A 20,867-nucleotide genomic window follows, 5' to 3' on the forward strand; every position below is an offset into this window, starting at 1 on the left:
CGTGCACTTTGGAGAAACCGTACTGCTCCACGAACTGTTCCTGACAGTAAGCAATCTCATCCTGTCCGATGACGAGAACGATCTCATCCACAAAAGGGCAGTCTTGGAATGCCCGGAGGGAATAATAGAGCACGGGCTTGCCACACAATAACATATACTGTTTGCGTACAGCGCTGTGCATCCGTTTTCCCGCACCCGCCGCCAGAACAATCGCCGTTACCTTTTCCACCGTTATTCCTCCTACCGCTCTCCCAGCTTCAGATTGGGCACCGCATTGAGATCCAGACCGCTACGCACGCCGGCCATATATTCGTAATAACCGGCCACACCGATCATGGCCGCATTGTCTGTGCAAAAGATCGGGGACGGATAGTAGAACTCCACCCCGTTTTTCTCACAGGCTTCTTTCATGGCTGCACGCAGGGCACTGTTGGAAGCCACGCCACCTGCAATGGCCAGCTTGTTCAGCCCATACGCCTTCACCCCGTGCATGGCATTCTGCACCAGCACGTCGGTGACCGCTTTCTGGAAGGAGGCCGCCACGTCTGCCCGGTTGATCTCCTCGCCTTTCATCTGGCAGGAATTCAGATAGTTTAACACAGAGGATTTCAGCCCGCTGAAGCTGAAATCATACTCGGAATCGCCCACTTTTGCCCGGGGAAAGGTGATCGCCTCCGGATTGCCCTCTTTGGAAATCTTGTCGATCTTCGGGCCGCCGGGATACCCAAGGCCAATGGCACGGGCCACTTTATCAAAGGCTTCTCCCGCCGCATCGTCCCGGGTTCTTCCCAGGATCTTGTATTTTCCATAATCTTCCACTACCACCAGATGGGTATGGCCGCCGGACACCACCAGACAGATAAACGGCGGCTCCAGTTCTTTGTTTTCGATAAAATTGGCACAGATATGTCCCTCGATATGATGTACGCCCACCAGCGGCTTTTTCTTCGCATAGGCAATGGCCTTCGCCTCGGCCACGCCCACCAGCAGCGCCCCCCACCAGGCCGGGACCGTAGGTCACAGCAATGGCATCCATATCATCCAGCGTCACGTCCGCATCTGTCAGTGCCTGGGTGATCACCTGGTTGATTTTCTCGATATGTTTTCTGGACGCCAGCTCCGGCACAACACCGCCATACAAGGTGTGCAGGGCAATCTGAGAAGAAATGACGTTGGACAGCACAGTGCGCCCGTTTTTTACCACCGCTGCGGCAGTCTCATCACAGGAACTCTCGATCGCCAGTATATAAATATCTTTTTCCATTTTCTCTCTATCTCCCGTCTATTCTTCCTCGAAATCCAGTTCCTTTGTCCGTCCGTCCCGGCAGACAGACGCCATCGGGAAAATTTTCTTCACGTCGCCCATATAATCCTCCGGATGCACCAGCGACGGGCTGTAATGGGTCAACCACATCTCCTTCACCGCCGCATCCCGGGCAAGCCCGGCCGCCTCTTTGAAGGTCATATGCTTGTATTCCCTGGCTTTGGCCTCTTTTCCCGGCTCTCCATACATGCCCTCGCAGATAAAAAGATCCGATCCGGCAGCATTTTCCACGATGGACTTTGTAGGACGGGTATCGGTACAGTAGGTCAGCTTGATGCCCTTTCGCGGTGCGCCCAGCACCATATCCGGCGTAAAAATCCGCCCCTCCGCCTCGATGGTCTCGCCTTTTTGCAGGCGGTTCCAGTATGCCAGTGGGATGTTCTGCTCCTTCGCCCGGTCTGCCTGGAATCTGCCTGCCCGGTCCAGCTCCAGCGTGTAGCCGTAGCAAGTGACATTATGGTTCACCCGAAAAGCTTTCAGCCGATAACCGTTCAATGCAAAGGTCTGCTCCAGACCGTTGATCTCCAAAAACCGAATGGGAAACGGCAGCTCCGGCGCAATGGTCCGAAGCGCCGTCACCACCCGTTCCAGCCCCTTGGGGCCGATCATGGTCAGCGGTTCTGTCCGCTCCGCATTGCCCATGGTGAGCAGAAGCCCCGGCAGGCCGCTGATATGATCCGCATGGTAATGGGTAAAACATATCACATCAATGGGCTTGAAGCTCCAGCCCTTCTCTTTCATTGCAATCTGGGTTCCCTCTCCGCAGTCGATCAACAGACTGCTGCCATTGTAACGCACCAGCAGAGAAGTGAGCCAGCGATAGGGCAGGGGCATCATCCCTCCCGTCCCAAGCAGGCATACATCTATCATATTCTTTCTGTTCTTTCCTTTCTGTTAGACCCCCGGGATCTCCGTGGCCTCCTGCACCTCCACCGGGACAGCAAAGCCGCTGACCCAGCTGTCATAGCAGGATTCACACAGATCCAGAGAATGCACTTCCATATCCTTATCGGAAAAATATCCCCAGATATTTTCCGCCGAAAAAATCCCTTCTTTCAGGATTCCGTTTTCCACTTTCAGTTCTTTTCCACAGCAGTTGCACACTGCCCGCAGCAATTCGCCGCTCTTTGTATATTTTCGCATACTTTTCCTCCCGATTCTCGCCGCGGTTTACCTATGATGCATACAGTTCACCCACGTCATTCGTAAAACCGCATCTTCGATGTTCTCCGCTGCTGCGCAGCTTATTTTTGCTTATAAATAAATTGTACCGAAAATATACGTATCTGCCCAGTGGTGGTTGCTGTCACTTCTTCCACATTATAACAGCATGTTCCCTGGGTTTTTCATAAAAATTCTTCCGAATGCCAGCCTCTTGGAAGCCCAGCTTTCCATACAGCCGCCTGGCCGCCCCGTTGCTCTCCCGCACTTCCAGGAACACAGAACTCACCCCTCTGGCTGCCGCGCATTCCAGCAAAACGGCCAGCATCTTTTCTCCGGTGCCCCGATTTCTGCTGGTGGACTTCACCGCCACATTGGGAATCTCGCCCTCATCGAAGCTGACGTACATACCACAGTAGCCGACGATCTCGTCCTCCTCACAGGCCACCATGTAGATCGTGTCTTCCCGGGCGATGGTGCTCCTGAATGCATCGAGAGACCATGGCATGGAAAAGCTCTCCTGCTCAATGGTCTCGACCTGGGGCAAATCTTCTTCTGTCATCGGGCGAACGATCACCCGATCGGTTGTCTCATGCATGTTCTTTTTCCGCCCGTTCCCGTTCTGCCTGAGAAGGTCTTAAGTAATCCGGCGCATGCTCCGCCGCCGTCTCATATTTTCCTTCCCGGAAATACCGCATGCCCAGCACCGCCACGCAGGCCGCCCGCTGCTTGTTGCAGTGCGCAGGTGCAAACCGGAACGGCACCTTCATCTGCTCTTCGATGGTTTTCCGATATACCGGCACGCCGTCTCCCAGGAAAATCACTTCTCCCTCACCGGCGTTCAGCCCCTCCACCAGATCGGACACCGCCTGGGGCCGCTGGGGGAGAAAGTACCCGGAATTCGTCTCCCGCAAAGGTATACACACCGGTATACACCTGACTTCTTCTGGCGTCCATGATGGGGCAGATGCGGGCGCTGCTTCCATATAAATTGAAGGCCAGCGCGTCCACCGTAGGCACAGCAATGAGAGGCTTGTCCAGCGCAAGCCCCAGTCCCTTGGCCGTGGCGGAGCCGATCCGCAGCCCGGTAAAAGAGCCCGGCCCTGCCGCCACCGCGATGGCATCCACTGTCCCCAGATCCTGTTCCGTCATGCGGACGATCTCATCCAGCATGGGCAGCAGCGTCTGGGAATGAGTCTTCTTATAATTAACTGTGTATTCAGCCAGCATGTTATCATCTTCCACGACAGCCACCGAGGCCACCAGCCCCGAGCTGTCCAGCGCAAGCAGCTTCATCTGCATTCGCCCTCACTTTCGATCGTAATCTTCCGGTAGTCAAAGCCTTTTTCCAGATCCTTCTCGATCCGAATTGTCGTCCGCCTGTCCGGAAGAAGCTCCCGGATCAGCCCTGCCCACTCAATGAGGCAGACCCCTTCTCCATAAAAATAATCTTCGTAGCCGATCTCATCCATTTCCTCGATATCGCCAATGCGGTATACATCAAAATGGTACAGCGGCAGCCGTCCCTCCTCGTACACCTGCACGATGGTGAACGTGGGGCTGTTCACCGGCTCCGTAATGCCAAGGCCCGCAGCCAGTCCCTGGGTAAACACGGTTTTCCCGGTGCCCAGATCCCCTTCCAGCGTGTAAATCTGTCCCGGCTGTGCCTTTTCCCCGATGCTTTTTCCCAGGGCAAAGGTATCTTCCGGGCTGAAACTCTCTATCGTCATCGATCTTCTGTCCTTATTTTGCAAATTTTGCGCGTCCGGGTTCCATCTTTCCCGTAATGAACTTCGTCATCTCTTCGTAATCCTCGCCGATACATTCCTTCGGGAAAAAGAAAGCCATCTTGGGCGTTGCATAAACGATCACATTGCGCTTGGAAGAAATGATATGATGGATCTTGTTCCAGGGCAGCACGTCCCGCTCGCCCTCTCCGTAGTAAATGCCCTCGTCATCCAGGAAATAGGGCACCGGTCTCTGCAGGGACTTGTTTCTTCTGACATCCCTTCTGCACCGGGACCACACATTGATCGGCACACCGAAAATGAAAATCAGGCCGAACAGCAGGTAAGCGCCCCACTGTACCATGTCCACCTGTCCCCACTTGGTCACTGCCAGATATAAAAATCCGATACCAAATAATGTCGGAATGATGATTCCCGCATTGGAATACGTGCGCTGCATCAGATAATCCCGCAGGGTCTCCTCCGTGATCACGACATCCACTTTAAAACGAACTTCCGGTTTTTTCTCCATATTTTCTCTCCTTATCATCCTCTGTTTCATCAAAATCCCGCCGAAATCCATTTCCGGTGAAATCAAAAAACAGCGTGCTATATAAAACGCATTATAGCACACTGTCTTCTTTATGACAACCTGATTTCCCTTGAAGCCCTGCTTATCCGTTCTGTCTTAACGCATCAATGGGATGCATTTTTGCCGCCTTTCTGGCAGGATAAATACCGAAGAAAATTCCCACACTGGAAGAAAAAACGGTAGCAATGAGAATGGTCGTGATCCGCACGCCCGGCGCAAAGCCAAGCATGGGCAAAGAGCAGATACCGTAAGCGCCCAGCAGCCCCAGGATAATACCGATGAGTCCGCCCAGCAGGGTAATGATGGCAGACTCCGACAGAAACTGCAGCAAAATGGAACCTGTCCGCGCCCCCAGCGCTTTGCGGATACCGATCTCTCTTGTCCGCTCCGTCACAGATACCAGCATGATATTCATAACGCCGATGCCGCCCACCAGAAGGGAAATGGCCGCTACCAGCACGATAAATGCCGTGATCATGCCCAGAATATCATTGATCTGGTCAATCTCATCTGCGGCGTTCTGCGTCATATAAACGCCCTGTCCCTGACACTGGTGCCTGGCCTCCAGAAGCCGCAGGGAATCGGTGAGCACCTGCCGGGAATCCTCTGCACTCTGGCACATAATGATTACCGAGTAGGATCCCTCTCCCAGATAATATCCGTATCCCTCCTCCAGAACGGTTGCCGGTATCGACAGCGTCACCCTGGTCTGACATATACCCCATAGACATCATGCCACTCGCGTTTTTTTTCACTTTCTGTGATGCCTACGATGGTCATCTCCTGGGTCACATTGGAAATCGTCAGTTCCAGTGTCATACCGATCACATCATCGGTACCAAACAGACGCACCGCATCATTCTGGCTGATGACGCATACCTTGTTGCTGTTATAATAATCTTCTTTTGTAAAATATTTTCCACGGATCACCGCTTTCTGATCGTATTTTTCCAGATCCCAGTTTCCCGCCGTGACCATAGCATCAAAATCCCCCTTGGGGGACAGGGCGGTACCTGCCAGATTCCAGTTATCTACCACGCCCCGGACATTGCTTACTTTTTCGCGGATGGCCTCCATATCAGCTTCTGTAATGTTATATTCGTCACCCTTTCCATCGTCTGATACATAGATCGCCACCTGTCCGCCGGCCATACTGTTTAACTGATCATTGATCTGATCCTGAAAACCATTTCCGATAGAAATAATCATGATCACCGAGGAAATACCGATGATGATGCCCAGCATGGTCAGGATGGATCTTCCTTTATTAGCCCGGATATTTTCCAGCGCCATCTTGATATATTCCAGTAATTGTGCCATATACCTGCTCCTTCCTGCGGTTCGGCCGCTTACTGGAGTGCGGCTGTGGTGCCATCCACTGCCGGTGCTGCCTTGCTTCCCTCCAGCGCCTCTGCGGAAGCATCAGAAATCACATACTCCCCGCTGGCAATGCCGGAGGTGATCTCCGTGTATTCACTGGAGGAAACGCCGGTCTCCACGGTTCGTTTTTCCACCACGCCCTCACTGTTGATCACCCAACAGAAGGAACCGGAGGTGCCCGTGTTCACGGCTTCTACCGGCACCAGCACCACACCCTCGGATTTCGCCATGTGTACGCTGACCCGGGCCTCTACCCCCAGGAAAAGCTCTGCATCCGGATTGTCAATATGGATCTGGGCACCCACCACCGGTGTGCCGGAGTCATTTTTTGTGGCGATCCGGTTGATCTTGGACACGGTTCCCTGATAGGATTTTCCGGCCACGGTGATGTCCGCTTTCTGCCCCAGGGCAATGCTCTCCAGATTGTATTTTGTCACGGAAATATCTACCTTCACGTCATCCAGAGAAGAAATTTTAAACAGGGCCGCGCCCTCGCTCACCGGGGAGCCGTCCACAATCTGCACGTCTGTCACCACACCGTTTCGGTCGGCGGTGATGCCTTCCTTTGCTTTTTCCAAGGATTCTGCCGCCGTGCTTGCCGTCAGGCTTTCCAGCTTCTGATTCGTAGAAAGCTGGGCTCTGGCACTGCCGGACATCTGTCCTGCCTCCGCAGAGGATTTCTTTCCTTCATATTCTGCCAGATCTGCCTGCCATTTGGCCAGCTGCTCCTGGGCGTCTGCCAGTTTCGCTTCCTGGGAAGAAGTATCCACACCGGCGGAAGCGGTAAGAGCGGAGAGCTTTTTGTCATTCTCTGTCTTTTCCTGATACAATTTGCTCAATTCTTCATTGATGGCATTGGTATCTGTCGTCTCCGTCGGATGATCGATCTGATCCTGCAGCTCCCGGATTTTATTCTCGATTTCAATGTTTCGATCTGAGATGGGCTTCGTCTGCTCTGCCGCCTGGCTGGCCGCCTCATTCTGCTTATTTTTGATCTCGTTCTGAATGTCCGCGATATAGCTCTTCTGATCGTCGATCTGCTGATTCAAAATATCAATGGAAGTGTTGGCATTGGCCAGATCCTGGTCGTTCTTGTTGGCTTTCTGGATCGTATCCTGATAACCGTAAGCGCTGGCCACCTTCGTCAGTCTTGCCTGCTCCGCCGCTTTTTCCAGCGTTTCGGTATCGAACTCCACCACTTTCTCTCCGGCAGTCACCGGCTGCCCCTCCTCCAGCACACTGCTGGACACATAAGCCGTCACTGGGGAGAACACTGTCTCTTCCACCTCACTGGACACATATCCGCTGGTATCCAGCGTCTGCTCCACGTCTCCGGTCTGGGCATAGCTGCCTGCCAGCGCCGGCAGACTTGCGGGCCGCAGCAGTTTCGTGGCGATATTGACCACAAGAAGAATGACAATGATCGCTGCCACGATCATCCATTTTTTGATCTTCTTTTTCCGTTTCTTCGGCGGCATGACCGTTTCCGGCAGATCTTTGGCTGTCTCTGCCTGTTTCGCTTTTTTTTCTTTCTCTTCTTTCCGGTTTTCTCCTGTTCCGAAGCGGCAACAGACGTTTCCTGGTCATTCTTTTCTGCCGGTTCCTCTTTCTGCATTTCCGCTCCTTTGCCGTTTTCCCCGGCAGCTGTCTTCCCTGCTTCCACCGACTGTTCCTCTATATTCCGGCTCTGTGCCGTTTTCTGCTCTGCCTCCCGTTTTTCCTGATCAAGCATGCTGTTTTTCCTCCTCATATTTTGTATCCAGTACCACTCTTCCGTCTTTGATCCGCACCCGGCGGGCCGCCTGCTCCGCGATCTCGTCATCGTGGGTGATGATGACCACCGTCCTGCCGGAATCGTGCAGCTGTTCCAGAATGGCAATGATTTCCTTCGTGGATGCGGAATCCAGGTTACCGGTGGGTTCATCCGCCAGGATCACCGGCGGTTCCGCTGCAATGGCCCGGGCAATGGCTACCCGCTGCTGCTGGCCGCCCGACATCTGGCTGGGCTTGTGATTCATCCGATGCGCCAGTCCCACCTTTTTCAGCGCTGCCACCGACAGCTCCCGGCGTTTTGCCTTGGGCACGCCCCGGTAAATGAGCGGAAGCTCCACATTTTCTATGGCTGTCAGATTGGCGATCAGGTTAAAGCCCTGAAAAATAAAGCCGATCTCCACATTGCGGATGTCCGACAGCTCATCGTCTGTCATCCGCGAAACATCCTGCCCGTTCAAGTAATAGCTGCCGCTGGTGGGCACATCCAGACAGCCCAGCATATTCATCAGTGTGGATTTTCCCGAGCCGGAATGCCCGATGATCGCCACATATTCCCCCCGGTCAATGGTGAGGTTCACATGATCCAGCGCACGCACTTCGTTCTCTCCGGGATTATAAATCTTACACATATCTTTGATCGTAATCAGTCCCATTCCCCTGCCTCCATCGTCATTACACACTCTTTTCACCTGTATTATTACATTAATACAATAAGATAAATAGTTTTATTTGTCAACTCCATATCCATTTATTTTTGCAGACAATTTTTATGACATAAAAAACCTGCCTGTATGAATATGACTGTTCTCTATCCGCATCTGACTATAAGAAAAATTTCTTTAGGACTTCCTTGCACAATTCTTAAGATTTTCTAAATTCAAATAAAAAAAGATCCCCTCTTTACAGGTTGGTTCCGTTTTTCAGAACAAACCCGCAAAAAGGGGATCTGCTGTATTTTTCAGCAATCATTATGAAAATTATCTTCTTCCTTTCAGAATCGGACTGATGTGCTTGTAGAGCAGCATGGTGATCACGGACACCAACACCACCTTCAGCAGATTGAAGGGTGCCACGCACAGGAGTGCAAAGCCTGCCATGCTGTTGATGGAGGAATGAATCGCTGCCGCCATATCCACAAACGCAGACACCGGCATGCCAAATGCCTTGCCGTAGGCCGGAAGCAGAATGAATACATTGATAAAGCAGGAGGCAACGATCATGATGATGCCGCCGGTGGCCAGACCGATCATGGCAGTTTTCTTGGATTTCTTATGCTTGTAGATCAGCGCTGCCGGAAGGACAAACGCCACACCGATGATAAAGTTGCCGATCTCGCCGACAAAAGCGGTGATCGTTCCATTGATGACCAGGTTCAGCAGGATCTTGATGGCCTCGATGATCACGCCGGCCCAGGGCCCCAGGGCAAATGCACCGATGAGCACCGGCACCTCGCTGAAATCCAGCTCATAAAACGGCGGTGCGATAAAAGGCAGCGGGAACTCAAATAACATGAGTACCACTGCGATTGCTGAAAGCATGGCGATCTCTACCATTGTTCTTGTTTTTTCACTTCTCATATGTCCCATCTCCTCATGATTTTGTGACGGGTTCCTCAGTTTTCTTTCATCCACCTGATAAATTTTGGCAAAAGAAAAGCCCCGGCGTTCCACCGGGGCGAATCAACATGGGTAATATCTGCGTTCTGTCGATCACTTGTACGAGCCTGCCAGACGCAGTGCCCGTAAATCCATCACAACGCAAATGCTCCACGCTCTTCTCTCATCCAGACTGTACTGTCGGTTTTGGAATTGCACCAAATCAATCGCTTGCGCGAGTCGCGGACTGTCACCGCCGGTCGGGAATTGCACCCTGCCCCGAAGAACCTGTACTATTTGTATTTATCTTACGCTATTTTTTCCAAGTTGTCAACTACAGCATACGCACATACGAGCGAGCTACAGTTCACTCGCGCCATTCGCAAAACCGCATCTGCGATGCTCTCCGCTGCTGCGCAGCTCATTTTTGCTCATGATATACATGTACGAGTGAACTATTTGCCTAACTTCATGGTCAAAGAGATCCTCTTTTTCTGCAGATCCACGTCCAGGATCTTAACCTCCACGATGTCGCCTACGCTGACTGCTTCCAGCGGATGCTTGATGTAGCGATCGGTCATCTGGGAAATGTGCACCAGGCCGTCCTGATGGACGCCGATGTCCACAAAGGCGCCGAAATCAATGACGTTGCGGACAGTGCCTTTCAGGATCATGCCCGGCTTCAGATCCTTCATTTCCAGCACATCTGTGCGCAGAATCGGCTTGGGCATCTCTTCCCTCGGGTCACGTCCCGGTTTTTCCAGTTCTTTGGCAATGTCCATCAGGGTGATGTCGCCGATCTCCAGCTCTTTGGAAAGATTTTTGCTGCGGCCCGCCAGCATGACAATGCCGGTCAGATTGCCTTTTTCCACACCCTCCGGGCTGTAACCCAGCTTGGACAGCAGCTTTGTAGCCGCATCATAGCTCTCCGGGTGCACACTGGTGGCATCCAGCGGATTGTCCCCGCCGGTGATGCGAAGGAATCCTGCGCACTGTTCAAAAGCCTTCGGCCCCAGCTTGCCCACTTTTAACAGCTGTCTGCGGTTGGTGAATCGGCCATTGGCCTCCCGGTACGCCACAATATTTTTTGCGATGGGCTTGGAAATGCCGGAAATATACTCCAGCAGGGAGGCAGAGGCGGTGTTCAGATCCACGCCTACCCGGTTCACGCAGTCCTCCACCACGCCGGTAAGGGCTTCGCTCAATTTCTTCTGGTTCATGTCATGCTGGTACTGACCCACGCCGATGGACTTGGGATCGATCTTTACCAGCTCCGCCAGCGGATCCTGGAGACGGCGGGCGATGGATGCCGCACTTCTCTGGCCCACATCAAAGTTGGGGAACTCCTCTGTGGCCAGCTTGCTGGCAGAGTACACCGATGCCCCTGCCTCATTGACGATGGCATAGGAAACCGGCTCGTTGATCTCTTTCAAAAGATCCACGATGACCTGCTCAGACTCTCTGGACGCCGTGCCATTTCCCAGGGAAATGAGGGAAACGTGGTATTTGCGGATGAGCTTTTCCACGGTGTCCTTGGCCTCCCGGATCTTCTTCTCCGTGGTGGGCGCTGTGGGATACACCACAGTCGTATCCAGCACTTTTCCGGTGGCATCCACCACCGCCAGCTTGCAGCCGGTACGGAACGCCGGATCCCAGCCCAGCACCACCTTGCCTGCAATGGGCGGCTGCATGAGCAGCTGGGTCAGATTTTTGCCGAAGACACGGATGGCGCCGTCCTCGGCTTTCTCCGTCAGCTCGTTACGGATGTCCCGCTCGATGGCCGGCGCAATGAGACGCTTGTAGCTGTCCTCGATGACCTCTTCCAGCACCGGCGCCGTCACCGGATTGTCCTTCGTGATGATCTGTTTTTTCAGATAACGGAGGATATCGTCCTCCGGTGCCGCGATCTTCACCGTCAGGATCTTCTCGTTTTCTCCGCGGTTCAGCGCCAGAATCCGGTGGCCTGCCGCCTTATTCACCGGTTCTTCATAGGTATAATACATTTCGTAAACCGACTGCTGCCCGGGGTCTTTCGCTGCAGAAGTCAGCATGCCCTTCTGAAACGTCAGCTTTCGGATGTGCATCCGGTAGTCTGCCTCATCCGAAATGCTCTCCGCCAGAATATCCTTCGCTCCGGCCAGCGCCTCCGCCGCAGAGGCCACGCCTTTTTCCTCGGAAATATAGCTCTCCGCCTCTTTTTCCAGCGGCTCCTTCGTCATCTGGAGCAGGATCACGTTGGCCAGCCCTTCCAGTCCTTTTTCCCTGGCGATCATGGCACGGGTTCTGCGCTTGGGCCGGAACGGCCGGTACAGATCGTCCACCACCACCATTGTCTGGGCAGCCTCGATCTGCTGCTTCAGCTCTTCGGTCAGTTTTCCCTGCTCCTCAATGCTGGACAGCACCTGCTGCTTCTTATCTTCCAGATTGCGCAGGTACGTCAGCCGCTCTCCCAGCGCACGCAGCACCTCGTCGTTGAGCTCGCCGGTGGCTTCCTTTCGATATCTTGCAATAAAGGGAATCGTATTTCCCTCGTCGATCAGTTTTACGGCAGCTTCTGCCTGCCAGGGCTTAATCGAAAGCTCCTGGGCCAGTGTTTTGATCATATCCATAAATACTTCCATCCTTCCTGTCAGTTTTTCTATTATACCATTCCGCCCCGGCGAAAGAAAGCTTTTCTACTTTAATTTTAACAGTGGAGATTTTCACCTTTTTGTATAAGAAATCTTATCTATAAGTGATAATTTGTGCATTTTGCACAGCAAGATTTTTATAGCAAGCTGCAAACATACATCATTGTATCTAAATGGTTAAACGTTTAAACTCTAGTTAAACGTTTAGATAACTGATATGCGCATATAAATAGTTCGTTGTAATATCTACCAACAATTATAATGGAGGGATTCCTATGTCAAGTGAATCGTCAAAGCAGACGCAAAAAGCTCCCGCCCTGGAATTTCGCGGCGGCGTATATACCAGTCTTGTTCCGTTTCTTTTGTTTGTTCTCGGATCATTCGGACTGGCAATCTTCAACGTTGCAACTGTAGAAGGCTTCTGGCTCGTCGCCATCGCCTGTATTATCATCGGTATGTGGCTCTGTAAGGATCCTTTGAAATATTTCGATGAGATTTGCCGTGGAACCGCATCCCCGCTTCTGACCACTGCTGTCTTCTGCTGGCTCTGGTCTGGTGCTGTTGCCGGCATTCTGAAAGCATCCGGTCTGGTAAACGGTCTGATCTGGCTTGGACTTAACACCGGTCTCACCGGTGGTCTGTTCGTCGGTTTCACCTTCCTTGTTTCCTGCATTTACTCTACTGCAACGGGAACAGGATCCGGTACAGTTGCCGCCATGACCGTTCTTCTGTATCCTGCCGGTGTTGCTCTCGGTGCAGACCCATGGTGGATGGCCGCAGCCATTATCTCCGGCGGCGGATTCGGAGATAATCTTGCTCCCATTTCCGACACTACCATTACCGCTGCCACAACTATGCGCGTAGACGTGTCCGGTTTGGTAAAAAACCGCATGCCTTATACCCTGGTGGCCGGATTCATTACCCTCATCATTGTAACCGTGGGCGGCGCCTTAAGCACCAATGCCGTGAACATTTCCGAGACCGAATATACCAGTATCGTAACACAGGCACATCCCAAGGGGCTGATCATGCTTCTCCCGGCGGCTCTGATAGTTTTTCTTGCACTGAAAGGACGGACGCTGATTGAAGCTCTGACTTATGGCGGAATTCTTGCCATTGTGCTCGGTATTGTTACCGGCCTGATGAGTCCTGCCAGCCTAGTATCCATTGATACCGTTGCAGGCACCGTAGGCGGCACGATCACAGATGCCATTACCGGATGGTATGGCATGATTATTCTGATTTTCCTTGTTTTTGCAATGGCTCATCTGATGCAGGCATCCGGCGCGCTGACACTGCTTCTGGAAAAGCTGGAGAAACGTTTCGTCAAAACAAAGGTTGGCGCGGAAATCGCCTGCTGGGTATGCATTGCCCTATCTGCTCTTGGGCTCTGCAACAATATCACTTCTCAGATTGTTGCCGGACCAGTTATGCTGGAAATTGCAGACAGATATCACCTGTCTCACTATCGAATTGCCAATTTCTCCGATGCAGTACAGGCAATGTTTAGTTACACAATGCCCTGGGGCGGCCCGGCCCTGACCATGTGCGCAACCTCACTGATTGCCAATTCCGCCTATGGATGGTGCCCGGTACTTACCTCTCCGGCCAAACTGTTCTTCTGCGGTATTTACGGAATTGCCATCGGTCTTGTATTTCTCGTATGTGCCATTACCGGCATCGGTCGGAAATTTGACCAGCGTATGGACATCAAAAATCTGGGATATACAGAGGAATATTTCAATACCATGGAATAAAAACCGATCCTTTTTTACTTCTTCAAGACGAAGGCATCCCCCTGCGGGATGTCCTCGTCTTATTCTGTTTTTTCATTTCTTATGCTATAATGCTGTTATATGAGCGGAGGGATTTTATGAACACACAGGAGAAAGATTATCTGGAATTTCACGGTGGACCCCTGATCAGTATCATTCCTTTTGGTACTTTCCTTACGGGTTGTTTTCTTCTTGCCTGCACTGGATATGCTACTTTCCAGGCATATTGGGTCATTGCCGCCTTTTGCGTGGTACTCTGCCTGCTTCTTGCCAAAAGCCCTCAGGAATGTTTTTATTCTATTATTAAAGGCACATCCACAGATCTGATCACAGTTGTAATTTTCTGCTGGATTTTCAGTGGGATTTTTGCAGGAATCCTGAAAGTGTCCGGACTTACCAGCGGGCTGATCTGGCTGGGTGGTGTAACGCATCTGAAAAGCGGATGGTTTATCGCACTGTCCTTTCTTTTAAGTTGTATTTACTCCACCTCCACCGGCACAGGAAGCGGTACAGTTCTTATGATGACGTCCCTTCTTTATCCTGCCGGGATTGCACTTGGAGCCCATCCGCTGGTTCTCGGCGGATCCATCATCAGTGGTGGCTGCTTCGGCGATAATTTGTCTCCCATTTCCGATACCACCATTGTTGCCACTGCCACGATGGGTGTTGATATTCCCGGGGTTATGCGAAGCCGAATTCCCTATACACTGACAGCCGGAAGCCTTTCTCTTGCCATTCATACAATCCTTGGGTTTCTTCTGGAAGGCAATATTCATGTTTCCAATACCACCTACGAGCAGCTGCTTGCCACAGCCAATCCGCGGGGGCTAATTATGCTGTTTCCCGCCACGCTGGTTGTTGTTCTGGCTATCAAAGGTGTCAACCTTGTTCTATCCATGACCGCAGGCGGTATTTTGGCAATTTCGATTGGAATTCCAACCGGGCTTCTGAAAATCAGTGACGTTTTAAAATTCGAAAACGGCACAGCGACAGGTTCTGTTGTGGATGGAATCAGCGGTTTTTCTGGTCTGATTATTTTTATTTTTCTTTCCTATGCTTTATCTCATATTATGACCGCCAGCGGCGCAATTGATCTAATTCTGGAAAAAATCAAAGAGAATATCCACTCCACGCAACAGGCGGAGCTGATCAATTGCTGTGTCATCGCCCTGTCTTCCCTGGCTCTGTGCAGTACGGTTGCTTCCCAGATCATTGCCGGGCCTATTATGAAGGGCATCGCAGACAAATATGATTTGTCATTATACCGTACGGCAAACTTTTCAGATGCCATCCAGGCAATGTTCAGCTACACAATGCCATGGGGAGGGCCAGGTATGGTATTCTGCGCTACCAGCCTTCTTGTGGCGCAAACCTACAGCTGGTGCCCGGTAATTACGAATCCGGTATCTCTGATTCCATTTACCATTCATGCTTTTTTCATCGGAGGTATTTTTCTCTTCTCTGCCATTACCGGCATTGGACGAAAACGGGATCAACAGCTGGATGATGACTATCGGTTTCAAAATATTTTATTTTAGGAGAACAATATGAGTGTAACCATCAAAGATGTCGCGGAGCGGGCCGGTGTATCCATCGCGACAGTATCTTATGTACTTACCGGCACCAAAAAGGTAAAAGATTCCACACGAGATAAGGTCAACAAAGCGATCCAGGAATTAAACTATGCGCCTAATCTGCTGGCAAAAGGGCTGAAGGATAAGAAAAGCAATCTCATCGGCTTTATCACGCCCAATCTTTCCTCCCCTTACTATATGTCTGTCATAAAAATGTGCGAAGAACAATTAAAAAGCCAGGGATACCATATGCTGGTTCTTAGCCTGGATCTTCAGGAAAACGATGATACCTCTGCCATCCGCATGCTGTGTAACGGCATTGCCGGCGGCCTGATCTGGCTTGTATCTCCGGATGTGGTTCCCAAAATTCCGAGAATTGTCCCATCCGGTATTCCAATGATTATCATCGGCGCAAATGAAGCGGTTCCTTTTGCTGACACCATTGCTGTTCATATGGAACATTCTCTTTCTCATTTATTCGGTATGATAAAAAAGCGCAAACAGCACCTGCTGATTCTCACCAATCCAAATTATCTTTACTCAGAAGAAGAACAGTATCGAATGCTCCGTTCTGCATTGGATTCTACAGACTTTCCTGCTGAAAACGCCAGCTTTGTCCGCACAGAAAATGCAGCAGCAAAACTTGATGTGCTGGTGCAAAGCAACCACTCCATCGCACTGTGCGCTTTTGGTTCCGATGCCATCTGGGATGTTTTTCAGGATAAAGTAACAGGAGAATTGAAAATTCCTGAATCTCTGGATGTTTTCTATCTGGGTGATACACAGTTCGACCGATATCTAACCACACGCTGTACCAAAATTCGGGTTCCTCTGACTTCCCTGGCACAATACACAGCCAGCCTTCTGGTGGATGGTCTGCAAAACCCGGATCACGATATGCAAGCTCTTGCCATTGAAAGCGAACCTTAATCTGTCATTTTCTCTGGTAAATCACGAAAAAAAACGGCGAATCCGTCACCCGCATCATCCGGTATTCCGGATTGCGTGATTTCTGAATTCGCCGCTTTTATATTTCATATACGATTTTTAATCTTCCAGTCCGAAGGAGTCATGCACAGCCTGCAGGGCTCTGTCTGCTTCCTTCTCATCCACGATGACGGAAACACGGATCTCTGAGGTGGATATCATCTTGATGTTGATCCCTACGTTATACAGGCACTCGAACATCTTGGCAGCCACGCCCGGGTTGGACATCATGCCGGCGCCGACGATGGATACCTTGGCAATGTTCTCCTCGCACTCTACCTTCTGGGCTGTGATACGGTTCTTGTTGTCCTCCAGGATATCCTTCACTTCTCTGGCATCCAGACGCGGGATCGTAAAGGAGATGTCCTTGGTGCCGTCACGGCCAACGGACTGCAGGATCATGTCTACGTTGATCTTGTTCTTTGCCAGCAGGTTGAAAAGCTTAAAGGCAATTCCCGGCTCATCCTTCAGGCCGATAACTGAAATTCTTGCTGTATTTTTATCTACGGCTACGCCGCTTACTAACATTCTTTCCATATGTGTTCCCTCCTTGACCACCGTTCCCGGTGCTCTGTTTAAGCTGGAGCGTACGACCAGCTGTACTCCGTATTTTTTCGCAAGCTCTACTGAGCGGTTGTGCAGCACCTTTGCTCCCAGAGAAGCCAGCTCCAGCATCTCATCGTAGGAGATTTCTTTCATCTTGCGGGCGTTGGGCACGATGCGCGGGTCTGCGGTGTACACACCTTCCACATCGGTGTAGATCTCGCAGGCGTCTGCGTGCAGGGCTGCTGCCAGCGCCACAGCCGTCGTATCGGAGCCGCCCCGGCCCAGTGTGGTAAAGTCATCATATTTGTTGATGCCCTGGAATCCGGTGATGATGACGATTCTGCGGTTGTCCAGCTCATGGCGGATCCGGTCGCAGTCGATTCTCTTAAACCGGGAATTGCTGTAGGTGGATGTAGTGTGCATCTGTACCTGGAACGCATTGAGGGATACCGCCGGAACCCCCAGAGAGTTCATGGCCATGGCCATCAGGGCCACAGACACCTGCTCGCCGGTGGCCAGCAGCATATCCATTTCCCGCTTGGGTGCCAGGGGGTTGATCTCCTGTGCCTGGGCGATGAGACGGTCTGTCGTCTTTCCCATGGCAGAAAGTACCACGATGATGTCGTGTCCTTTCTTATAATCCTCGATGCAGCGCTCTGCCACATTAAAGATGCGGTCCTTGTCCGCAACAGAGCTGCCGCCGAATTTTTTCACAATAAGCATAGCTTCCTCCTCGTTTCTACCCTTGATTTATTTGACACGAATCCGGCCGATGATGCCGCCGGCCTTCTTGGCTGCTTCTTCAAAGGCTGCCTCTTCCATCTCTCCGGTAACGAATGCTGCCTCGCCTGCCACAACGGATGCCACGGGCTCCACAGCGCCGAAATATGCGGCACCTTTTGCCAGCACTTCCTCCCGACTGCCCTCCATGCGGACGAAGAAACGGTTCTTGCAGTGTTTGATATCTGCCACCTGCAGCTTGCTCTTGTCCCAGAGGAACTTGGCTGTCGTTCCTTTATGACGGGCTGCGTCGATGACGTCTGCCACCACTGCGCTGGCGGTGGGAAGCTTGCCTGCGCCCTTGCCGTAATACATCGTCTCCCCCAGCATGTTGCTGCGCACGAGAATGCCGTTGTAAACGTCATTTACCATATAAAGCGGGTTCTGGCTGTCGATCATGAACGGTGCCACCATGGCATAGACGTTCTTTCCGTCTCTGCGCCCGGAGGCCAGCAGCTTGATGCTTCTGCCCATCACGTTGGCATATTTGATATCCGTAGCAGTGATCTTCGTGATTCCCTCGGTATAAATGTCCTTGTAATCTACCTGATGACAGAAAGCCAGGGAAGAGAGAATAGCGATCTTGCGGCAGGCATCATAGCCCTCCACGTCTGCCTCCGGGTTCTTCTCTGCGTAACCCAGATCCTGGGCTGCTTTCAGCACCTCTGCAAAATCCAGTCCCTCATTTTTCATGCGGGTCAGGATGTAGTTGGTCGTTCCATTGAGGATACCGGTGATCTCCTCGATGATCTCTGCGGTCAGCGCATAGTTTAACGGACGGATGATCGGAATGCCACCACCAACGCTGGCCTCATAAAAATAGTTCACGTTGTGCTCTTTGGCTGTCTCCAGCAGCTCTGCGCCGCAGGATGCCACCAGCTCTTTATTGGAGGTGCAAACGCTCTTACCGGCCTCCAGCGCACGCTTGGAAAACTCATATGCCGGATGCACGCCTCCCATTGTCTCTACCACGATGTCGATCTCAGGATCGTTGACGATGATATCAAAGTCATGGACGATCTTTTTTCTCCTCAGGGTCTCCCGGGAAATCGCGAAGGTCGAGGATGTATTTTACTTCCATGTCTTCCTTCAGTTCTCTCTTGATGCCCTCCCGGTTCGTGTGAATGACTTCTGCTACTCCGGAACCAACGGTTCCATATCCCATGATTGCTACCTGAATCATAATGCTCACTCCCTGGCTAGTATTTTTACATAATGTATCTCTTTCTGAGACTCCATCTGTTCCATCATTTCTGACAGATCCTTTGTCGTAGGCAGGACTTCAATACTCATCGTCAGCGAAGCGATTCCGTTGATTGGAACACTCTGGTGGATGGTAAGGATGTTCGCGTTGTATTCCGCCACCTTGCCCAGCACCTCTGATAAGGCGCCCGGCTCATCATCCATCTGCATCATCATCGTAATTGTCCGTCCCTTGGCATTCTCATGAAACGGGAAAATATCATCCTTATACTTGTAAAATGAGCTCCGGCTGATGCCTACCTGGTCGGTAGCCTCCTGCACGGTCAGCACCTTCTCCGCATCCAGAAGCTTCTTGGCTTCCACCACTTTCAGCAATACTTCCGGCACTGCCTTGCCCGTCACCACATAATACTTTTTCTTTTCTGACATAATAACCGCCTTCTGTTTGTCCTGGGGATACACTTGTTTTTTCACGAAAGATATTAACACAAATAAAAACAGCGCGCAACTGTTTTTTACAGTTCACCCGCATATTTCTATGGGCAGATTTCATACTCGTATAAAAATCTGTCCTAGAAAATATGCGAGACGAGCGCCATTTCATGAGCAAAAATCAGCTGCAAAGCAGCGGAAAGCATCAAAGATGCGATTTTGCGAATGGCGCGTGGAACTGCGATTATGAGCTTTTAGCTCTCTTCCTGCGCACTGTTTTTTAAACTGATCCATTTCAAATAGGCATTGATGAACGGATCCAGGTTGCCGTCCAGCACACTCTGCACGTTACCGGACTCCTCTCCCGTTCTGTGATCCTTCACCATCGTATATGGCTGCATAACGTAGGAGCGGATCTGGCTGCCCCAGCCGATCTCCTTCGTCTCGCCGCGGATACCGGAAAGCTTCTCTGCGTTTTCCTGCTGCTTGAGCAAGTACAGCTTGGCTTTCAGCATCTGCATGGCTTTGTCCTTGTTCTGGAACTGGGAACGCTCATTCTGACACTGGACAACGATGCCTGTGGGAAGGTGGGTGATACGGATGGCCGAGGAGGTCTTGTTGATGTGCTGACCGCCCGCACCACTGGAACGGTACGTGTCGATCCGCAGATCCTTCTCGTCGATATCCACATCCAGATCTTCCTCAATGTCCGGCATCACATCCAGGGAAACAAAGGAGGTCTGCCGTTTGCCCGCCGCATTGAACGGCGAAATCCGCACCAGCCGGTGAACGCCTTTCTCGGATTTGAGGTAACCGTAGGCATTCTCGCCGTTGACCTGGAAGGTGACGGACTTAATGCCCGCCTCGTCGCCGTCCAGATAGTCCAGCACCTCCACGCTGTAGCCCTTGGCATCTGCCCAGCGGCAGTACATCCGATACAGCATGGCTGCCCAGTCACAGGCTTCTGTGCCGCCTGCCCCGGCATGCAGCGTCAGGATCGCACCGCAGGCATCGTACTCGCCTGACAGCAGCGTCTTCATCCGGATATTGTCGTAGGTGCTGATGAATTCCTGCAGCATTTCCTCGATCTCCGGGATGACAGAGGCGTCATTTTCCTCATACCCCATCTCGATGAGTGTGGCAATGTCCTCATACTGGCTTTCCAGCTGCTCATACGTCTCCTTGTCATCCTTGAGACTCTTGAGCTCCACCATGTATTTCTGGGAGCGCTCGGTATCGTCCCAGAATCCCGGCGCTTCCATCTCTCTTTCTAATTCTTCGATCCGCTTTTCCTTGTTAGCGAGGTCAAAGTGAATCCCTCACTTCCGCTAATGGACTTTCATAGGAATTCAGAATGCTTTTAAAATTATCTAATTCTACCACGCGAA

Annotated in this window: 18 protein-coding genes, 4 pseudogenes and 1 riboswitch (1 of these 23 cut by a window edge); of the genes and pseudogenes, 3 read left to right on the top strand and 19 right to left on the bottom strand. The window is 51.6% G+C overall.

The features are described 5' to 3' along the window. From ispD to RJD28_14170, 15 genes and pseudogenes are all read right to left on the bottom strand, one after another. Window positions 1–181: the 5' portion of a 2-C-methyl-D-erythritol 4-phosphate cytidylyltransferase gene (gene ispD / locus RJD28_14100; protein WNV59632.1), read on the bottom strand. 491 nt of this gene lie to the left of the window's left edge; the window shows 181 of its 672 coding nt (coding positions 1–181); it begins with the start codon at window positions 179–181; its stop codon lies off the left edge, out of view. A 59-nt stretch (window positions 182–240) separates the two neighbouring features. Further along, a pseudogene (tsaD, locus tag RJD28_14105) lies at window positions 241–1,264 on the bottom strand (tRNA (adenosine(37)-N6)-threonylcarbamoyltransferase complex transferase subunit TsaD). Between the two features lie 18 nt (window positions 1,265–1,282). Continuing rightward, on the bottom strand, window positions 1,283–2,194 hold the full coding sequence (locus RJD28_14110; protein ID WNV57371.1) for a ribonuclease Z: 912 nt from the start codon (window positions 2,192–2,194) through the stop codon (window positions 1,283–1,285). A 24-nt stretch (window positions 2,195–2,218) separates the two neighbouring features. Further along, window positions 2,219–2,467 carry a hypothetical protein gene (locus tag RJD28_14115; GenBank protein ID WNV57372.1) on the bottom strand — a complete coding sequence of 83 codons (249 nt, stop codon included), beginning with the start codon at window positions 2,465–2,467 and terminating at the stop codon, window positions 2,219–2,221. Between the two features lie 163 nt (window positions 2,468–2,630). Next, the gene (gene rimI, locus RJD28_14120; protein ID WNV57373.1) at window positions 2,631–3,083 is read right to left on the bottom strand and encodes a ribosomal protein S18-alanine N-acetyltransferase; all 453 of its coding nucleotides are present in this window, start codon (window positions 3,081–3,083) and stop codon (window positions 2,631–2,633) included. Beyond that, window positions 3,076–3,781: pseudogene (gene tsaB, locus RJD28_14125) on the bottom strand (tRNA (adenosine(37)-N6)-threonylcarbamoyltransferase complex dimerization subunit type 1 TsaB). Before tsaB ends, rimI begins: the two are co-directional and overlap by 8 nt. Beyond that, window positions 3,778–4,215 carry a tRNA (adenosine(37)-N6)-threonylcarbamoyltransferase complex ATPase subunit type 1 TsaE gene (gene tsaE / locus RJD28_14130; protein ID WNV57374.1) on the bottom strand — a complete coding sequence of 146 codons (438 nt, stop codon included), beginning with the start codon at window positions 4,213–4,215 and terminating at the stop codon, window positions 3,778–3,780. Before tsaE ends, tsaB begins: the two are co-directional and overlap by 4 nt. Before the next feature lie 13 nt (window positions 4,216–4,228). Then, on the bottom strand, window positions 4,229–4,744 hold the full coding sequence (locus RJD28_14135) for a YcxB family protein (GenBank protein ID WNV57375.1): 516 nt from the start codon (window positions 4,742–4,744) through the stop codon (window positions 4,229–4,231). 142 nt (window positions 4,745–4,886) lie between these two features. Next, window positions 4,887–5,507, bottom strand: coding sequence for an FtsX-like permease family protein (locus RJD28_14140; protein ID WNV57376.1), 621 nt, complete (start codon window positions 5,505–5,507; stop codon window positions 4,887–4,889). Further along, window positions 5,504–6,124: an ABC transporter permease gene (locus RJD28_14145; protein WNV57377.1), complete on the bottom strand. Its 621-nt coding sequence runs from the start codon at window positions 6,122–6,124 to the stop codon at window positions 5,504–5,506. Before RJD28_14145 ends, RJD28_14140 begins: the two co-directional genes overlap by 4 nt. Window positions 6,125–6,153: 29 nt before the next feature. Beyond that, window positions 6,154–7,662, bottom strand: coding sequence for an efflux RND transporter periplasmic adaptor subunit (locus tag RJD28_14150; protein ID WNV57378.1), 1,509 nt, complete (start codon window positions 7,660–7,662; stop codon window positions 6,154–6,156). Continuing rightward, complete coding sequence (locus tag RJD28_14155; GenBank protein ID WNV57379.1) at window positions 7,620–7,916, bottom strand: hypothetical protein; 297 nt, start codon at window positions 7,914–7,916, stop codon at window positions 7,620–7,622. The genes RJD28_14150 and RJD28_14155 overlap by 43 nt, the downstream gene beginning before the upstream one ends. Further along, window positions 7,909–8,610, bottom strand: a complete 702-nt coding sequence (locus RJD28_14160) for an ABC transporter ATP-binding protein (GenBank protein WNV57380.1) — start codon at window positions 8,608–8,610, stop codon at window positions 7,909–7,911. Before RJD28_14160 ends, RJD28_14155 begins: the two co-directional genes overlap by 8 nt. A 324-nt stretch (window positions 8,611–8,934) precedes the next feature. Next, window positions 8,935–9,534 (bottom strand): ECF transporter S component, encoded by a 600-nt coding sequence (locus tag RJD28_14165; GenBank protein WNV57381.1) that lies wholly within the window; start codon window positions 9,532–9,534, stop codon window positions 8,935–8,937. Between the two features lie 190 nt (window positions 9,535–9,724). Beyond that, window positions 9,725–9,843: riboswitch (FMN riboswitch) on the bottom strand. 164 nt (window positions 9,844–10,007) lie between these two features. After that, on the bottom strand, window positions 10,008–12,161 hold the full coding sequence (locus tag RJD28_14170; GenBank protein ID WNV57382.1) for a Tex family protein: 2,154 nt from the start codon (window positions 12,159–12,161) through the stop codon (window positions 10,008–10,010). Window positions 12,162–12,457: 296 nt separating this feature from the next. Here RJD28_14170 and RJD28_14175 point away from each other — a divergent pair, with 296 nt between their 5' ends. From RJD28_14175 to RJD28_14185, 3 genes are all read left to right on the top strand, one after another. Further along, complete coding sequence (locus tag RJD28_14175) at window positions 12,458–13,939, top strand: Na+/H+ antiporter NhaC family protein (protein WNV57383.1); 1,482 nt, start codon at window positions 12,458–12,460, stop codon at window positions 13,937–13,939. 116 nt (window positions 13,940–14,055) lie between these two features. Beyond that, window positions 14,056–15,495: a Na+/H+ antiporter NhaC family protein gene (locus tag RJD28_14180; GenBank protein ID WNV57384.1), complete on the top strand. Its 1,440-nt coding sequence runs from the start codon at window positions 14,056–14,058 to the stop codon at window positions 15,493–15,495. A gap of 9 nt (window positions 15,496–15,504) precedes the next feature. Beyond that, window positions 15,505–16,461 carry a LacI family DNA-binding transcriptional regulator gene (locus RJD28_14185; GenBank protein ID WNV57385.1) on the top strand — a complete coding sequence of 319 codons (957 nt, stop codon included), beginning with the start codon at window positions 15,505–15,507 and terminating at the stop codon, window positions 16,459–16,461. Window positions 16,462–16,578: 117 nt separating this feature from the next. Here RJD28_14185 and RJD28_14190 read toward each other — a convergent pair whose 3' ends face one another. The 4 genes and pseudogenes from RJD28_14190 to prfB form a co-directional block, all read right to left on the bottom strand. Continuing rightward, entirely contained in the window at window positions 16,579–17,787 is a 1,209-nt protein-coding gene (locus RJD28_14190; protein ID WNV57386.1) for an aspartate kinase, read from the bottom strand. Window positions 17,788–17,814: 27 nt separating this feature from the next. Continuing rightward, window positions 17,815–19,027 (bottom strand): annotated as a pseudogene (locus tag RJD28_14195) (homoserine dehydrogenase). Window positions 19,028–19,032: 5 nt separating this feature from the next. Beyond that, complete coding sequence (locus tag RJD28_14200) at window positions 19,033–19,476, bottom strand: ACT domain-containing protein (GenBank protein ID WNV57387.1); 444 nt, start codon at window positions 19,474–19,476, stop codon at window positions 19,033–19,035. Window positions 19,477–19,733: 257 nt separating this feature from the next. After that, window positions 19,734–20,862 (bottom strand): annotated as a pseudogene (gene prfB, locus RJD28_14205) (peptide chain release factor 2). Between the last annotated feature and the right edge of the window lie 5 nt (window positions 20,863–20,867).

This window comes from Oscillospiraceae bacterium NTUH-002-81, assembly GCA_032620915.1.
Lineage (GTDB): Bacteria > Bacillota > Clostridia > Lachnospirales > Lachnospiraceae > JAGTTR01.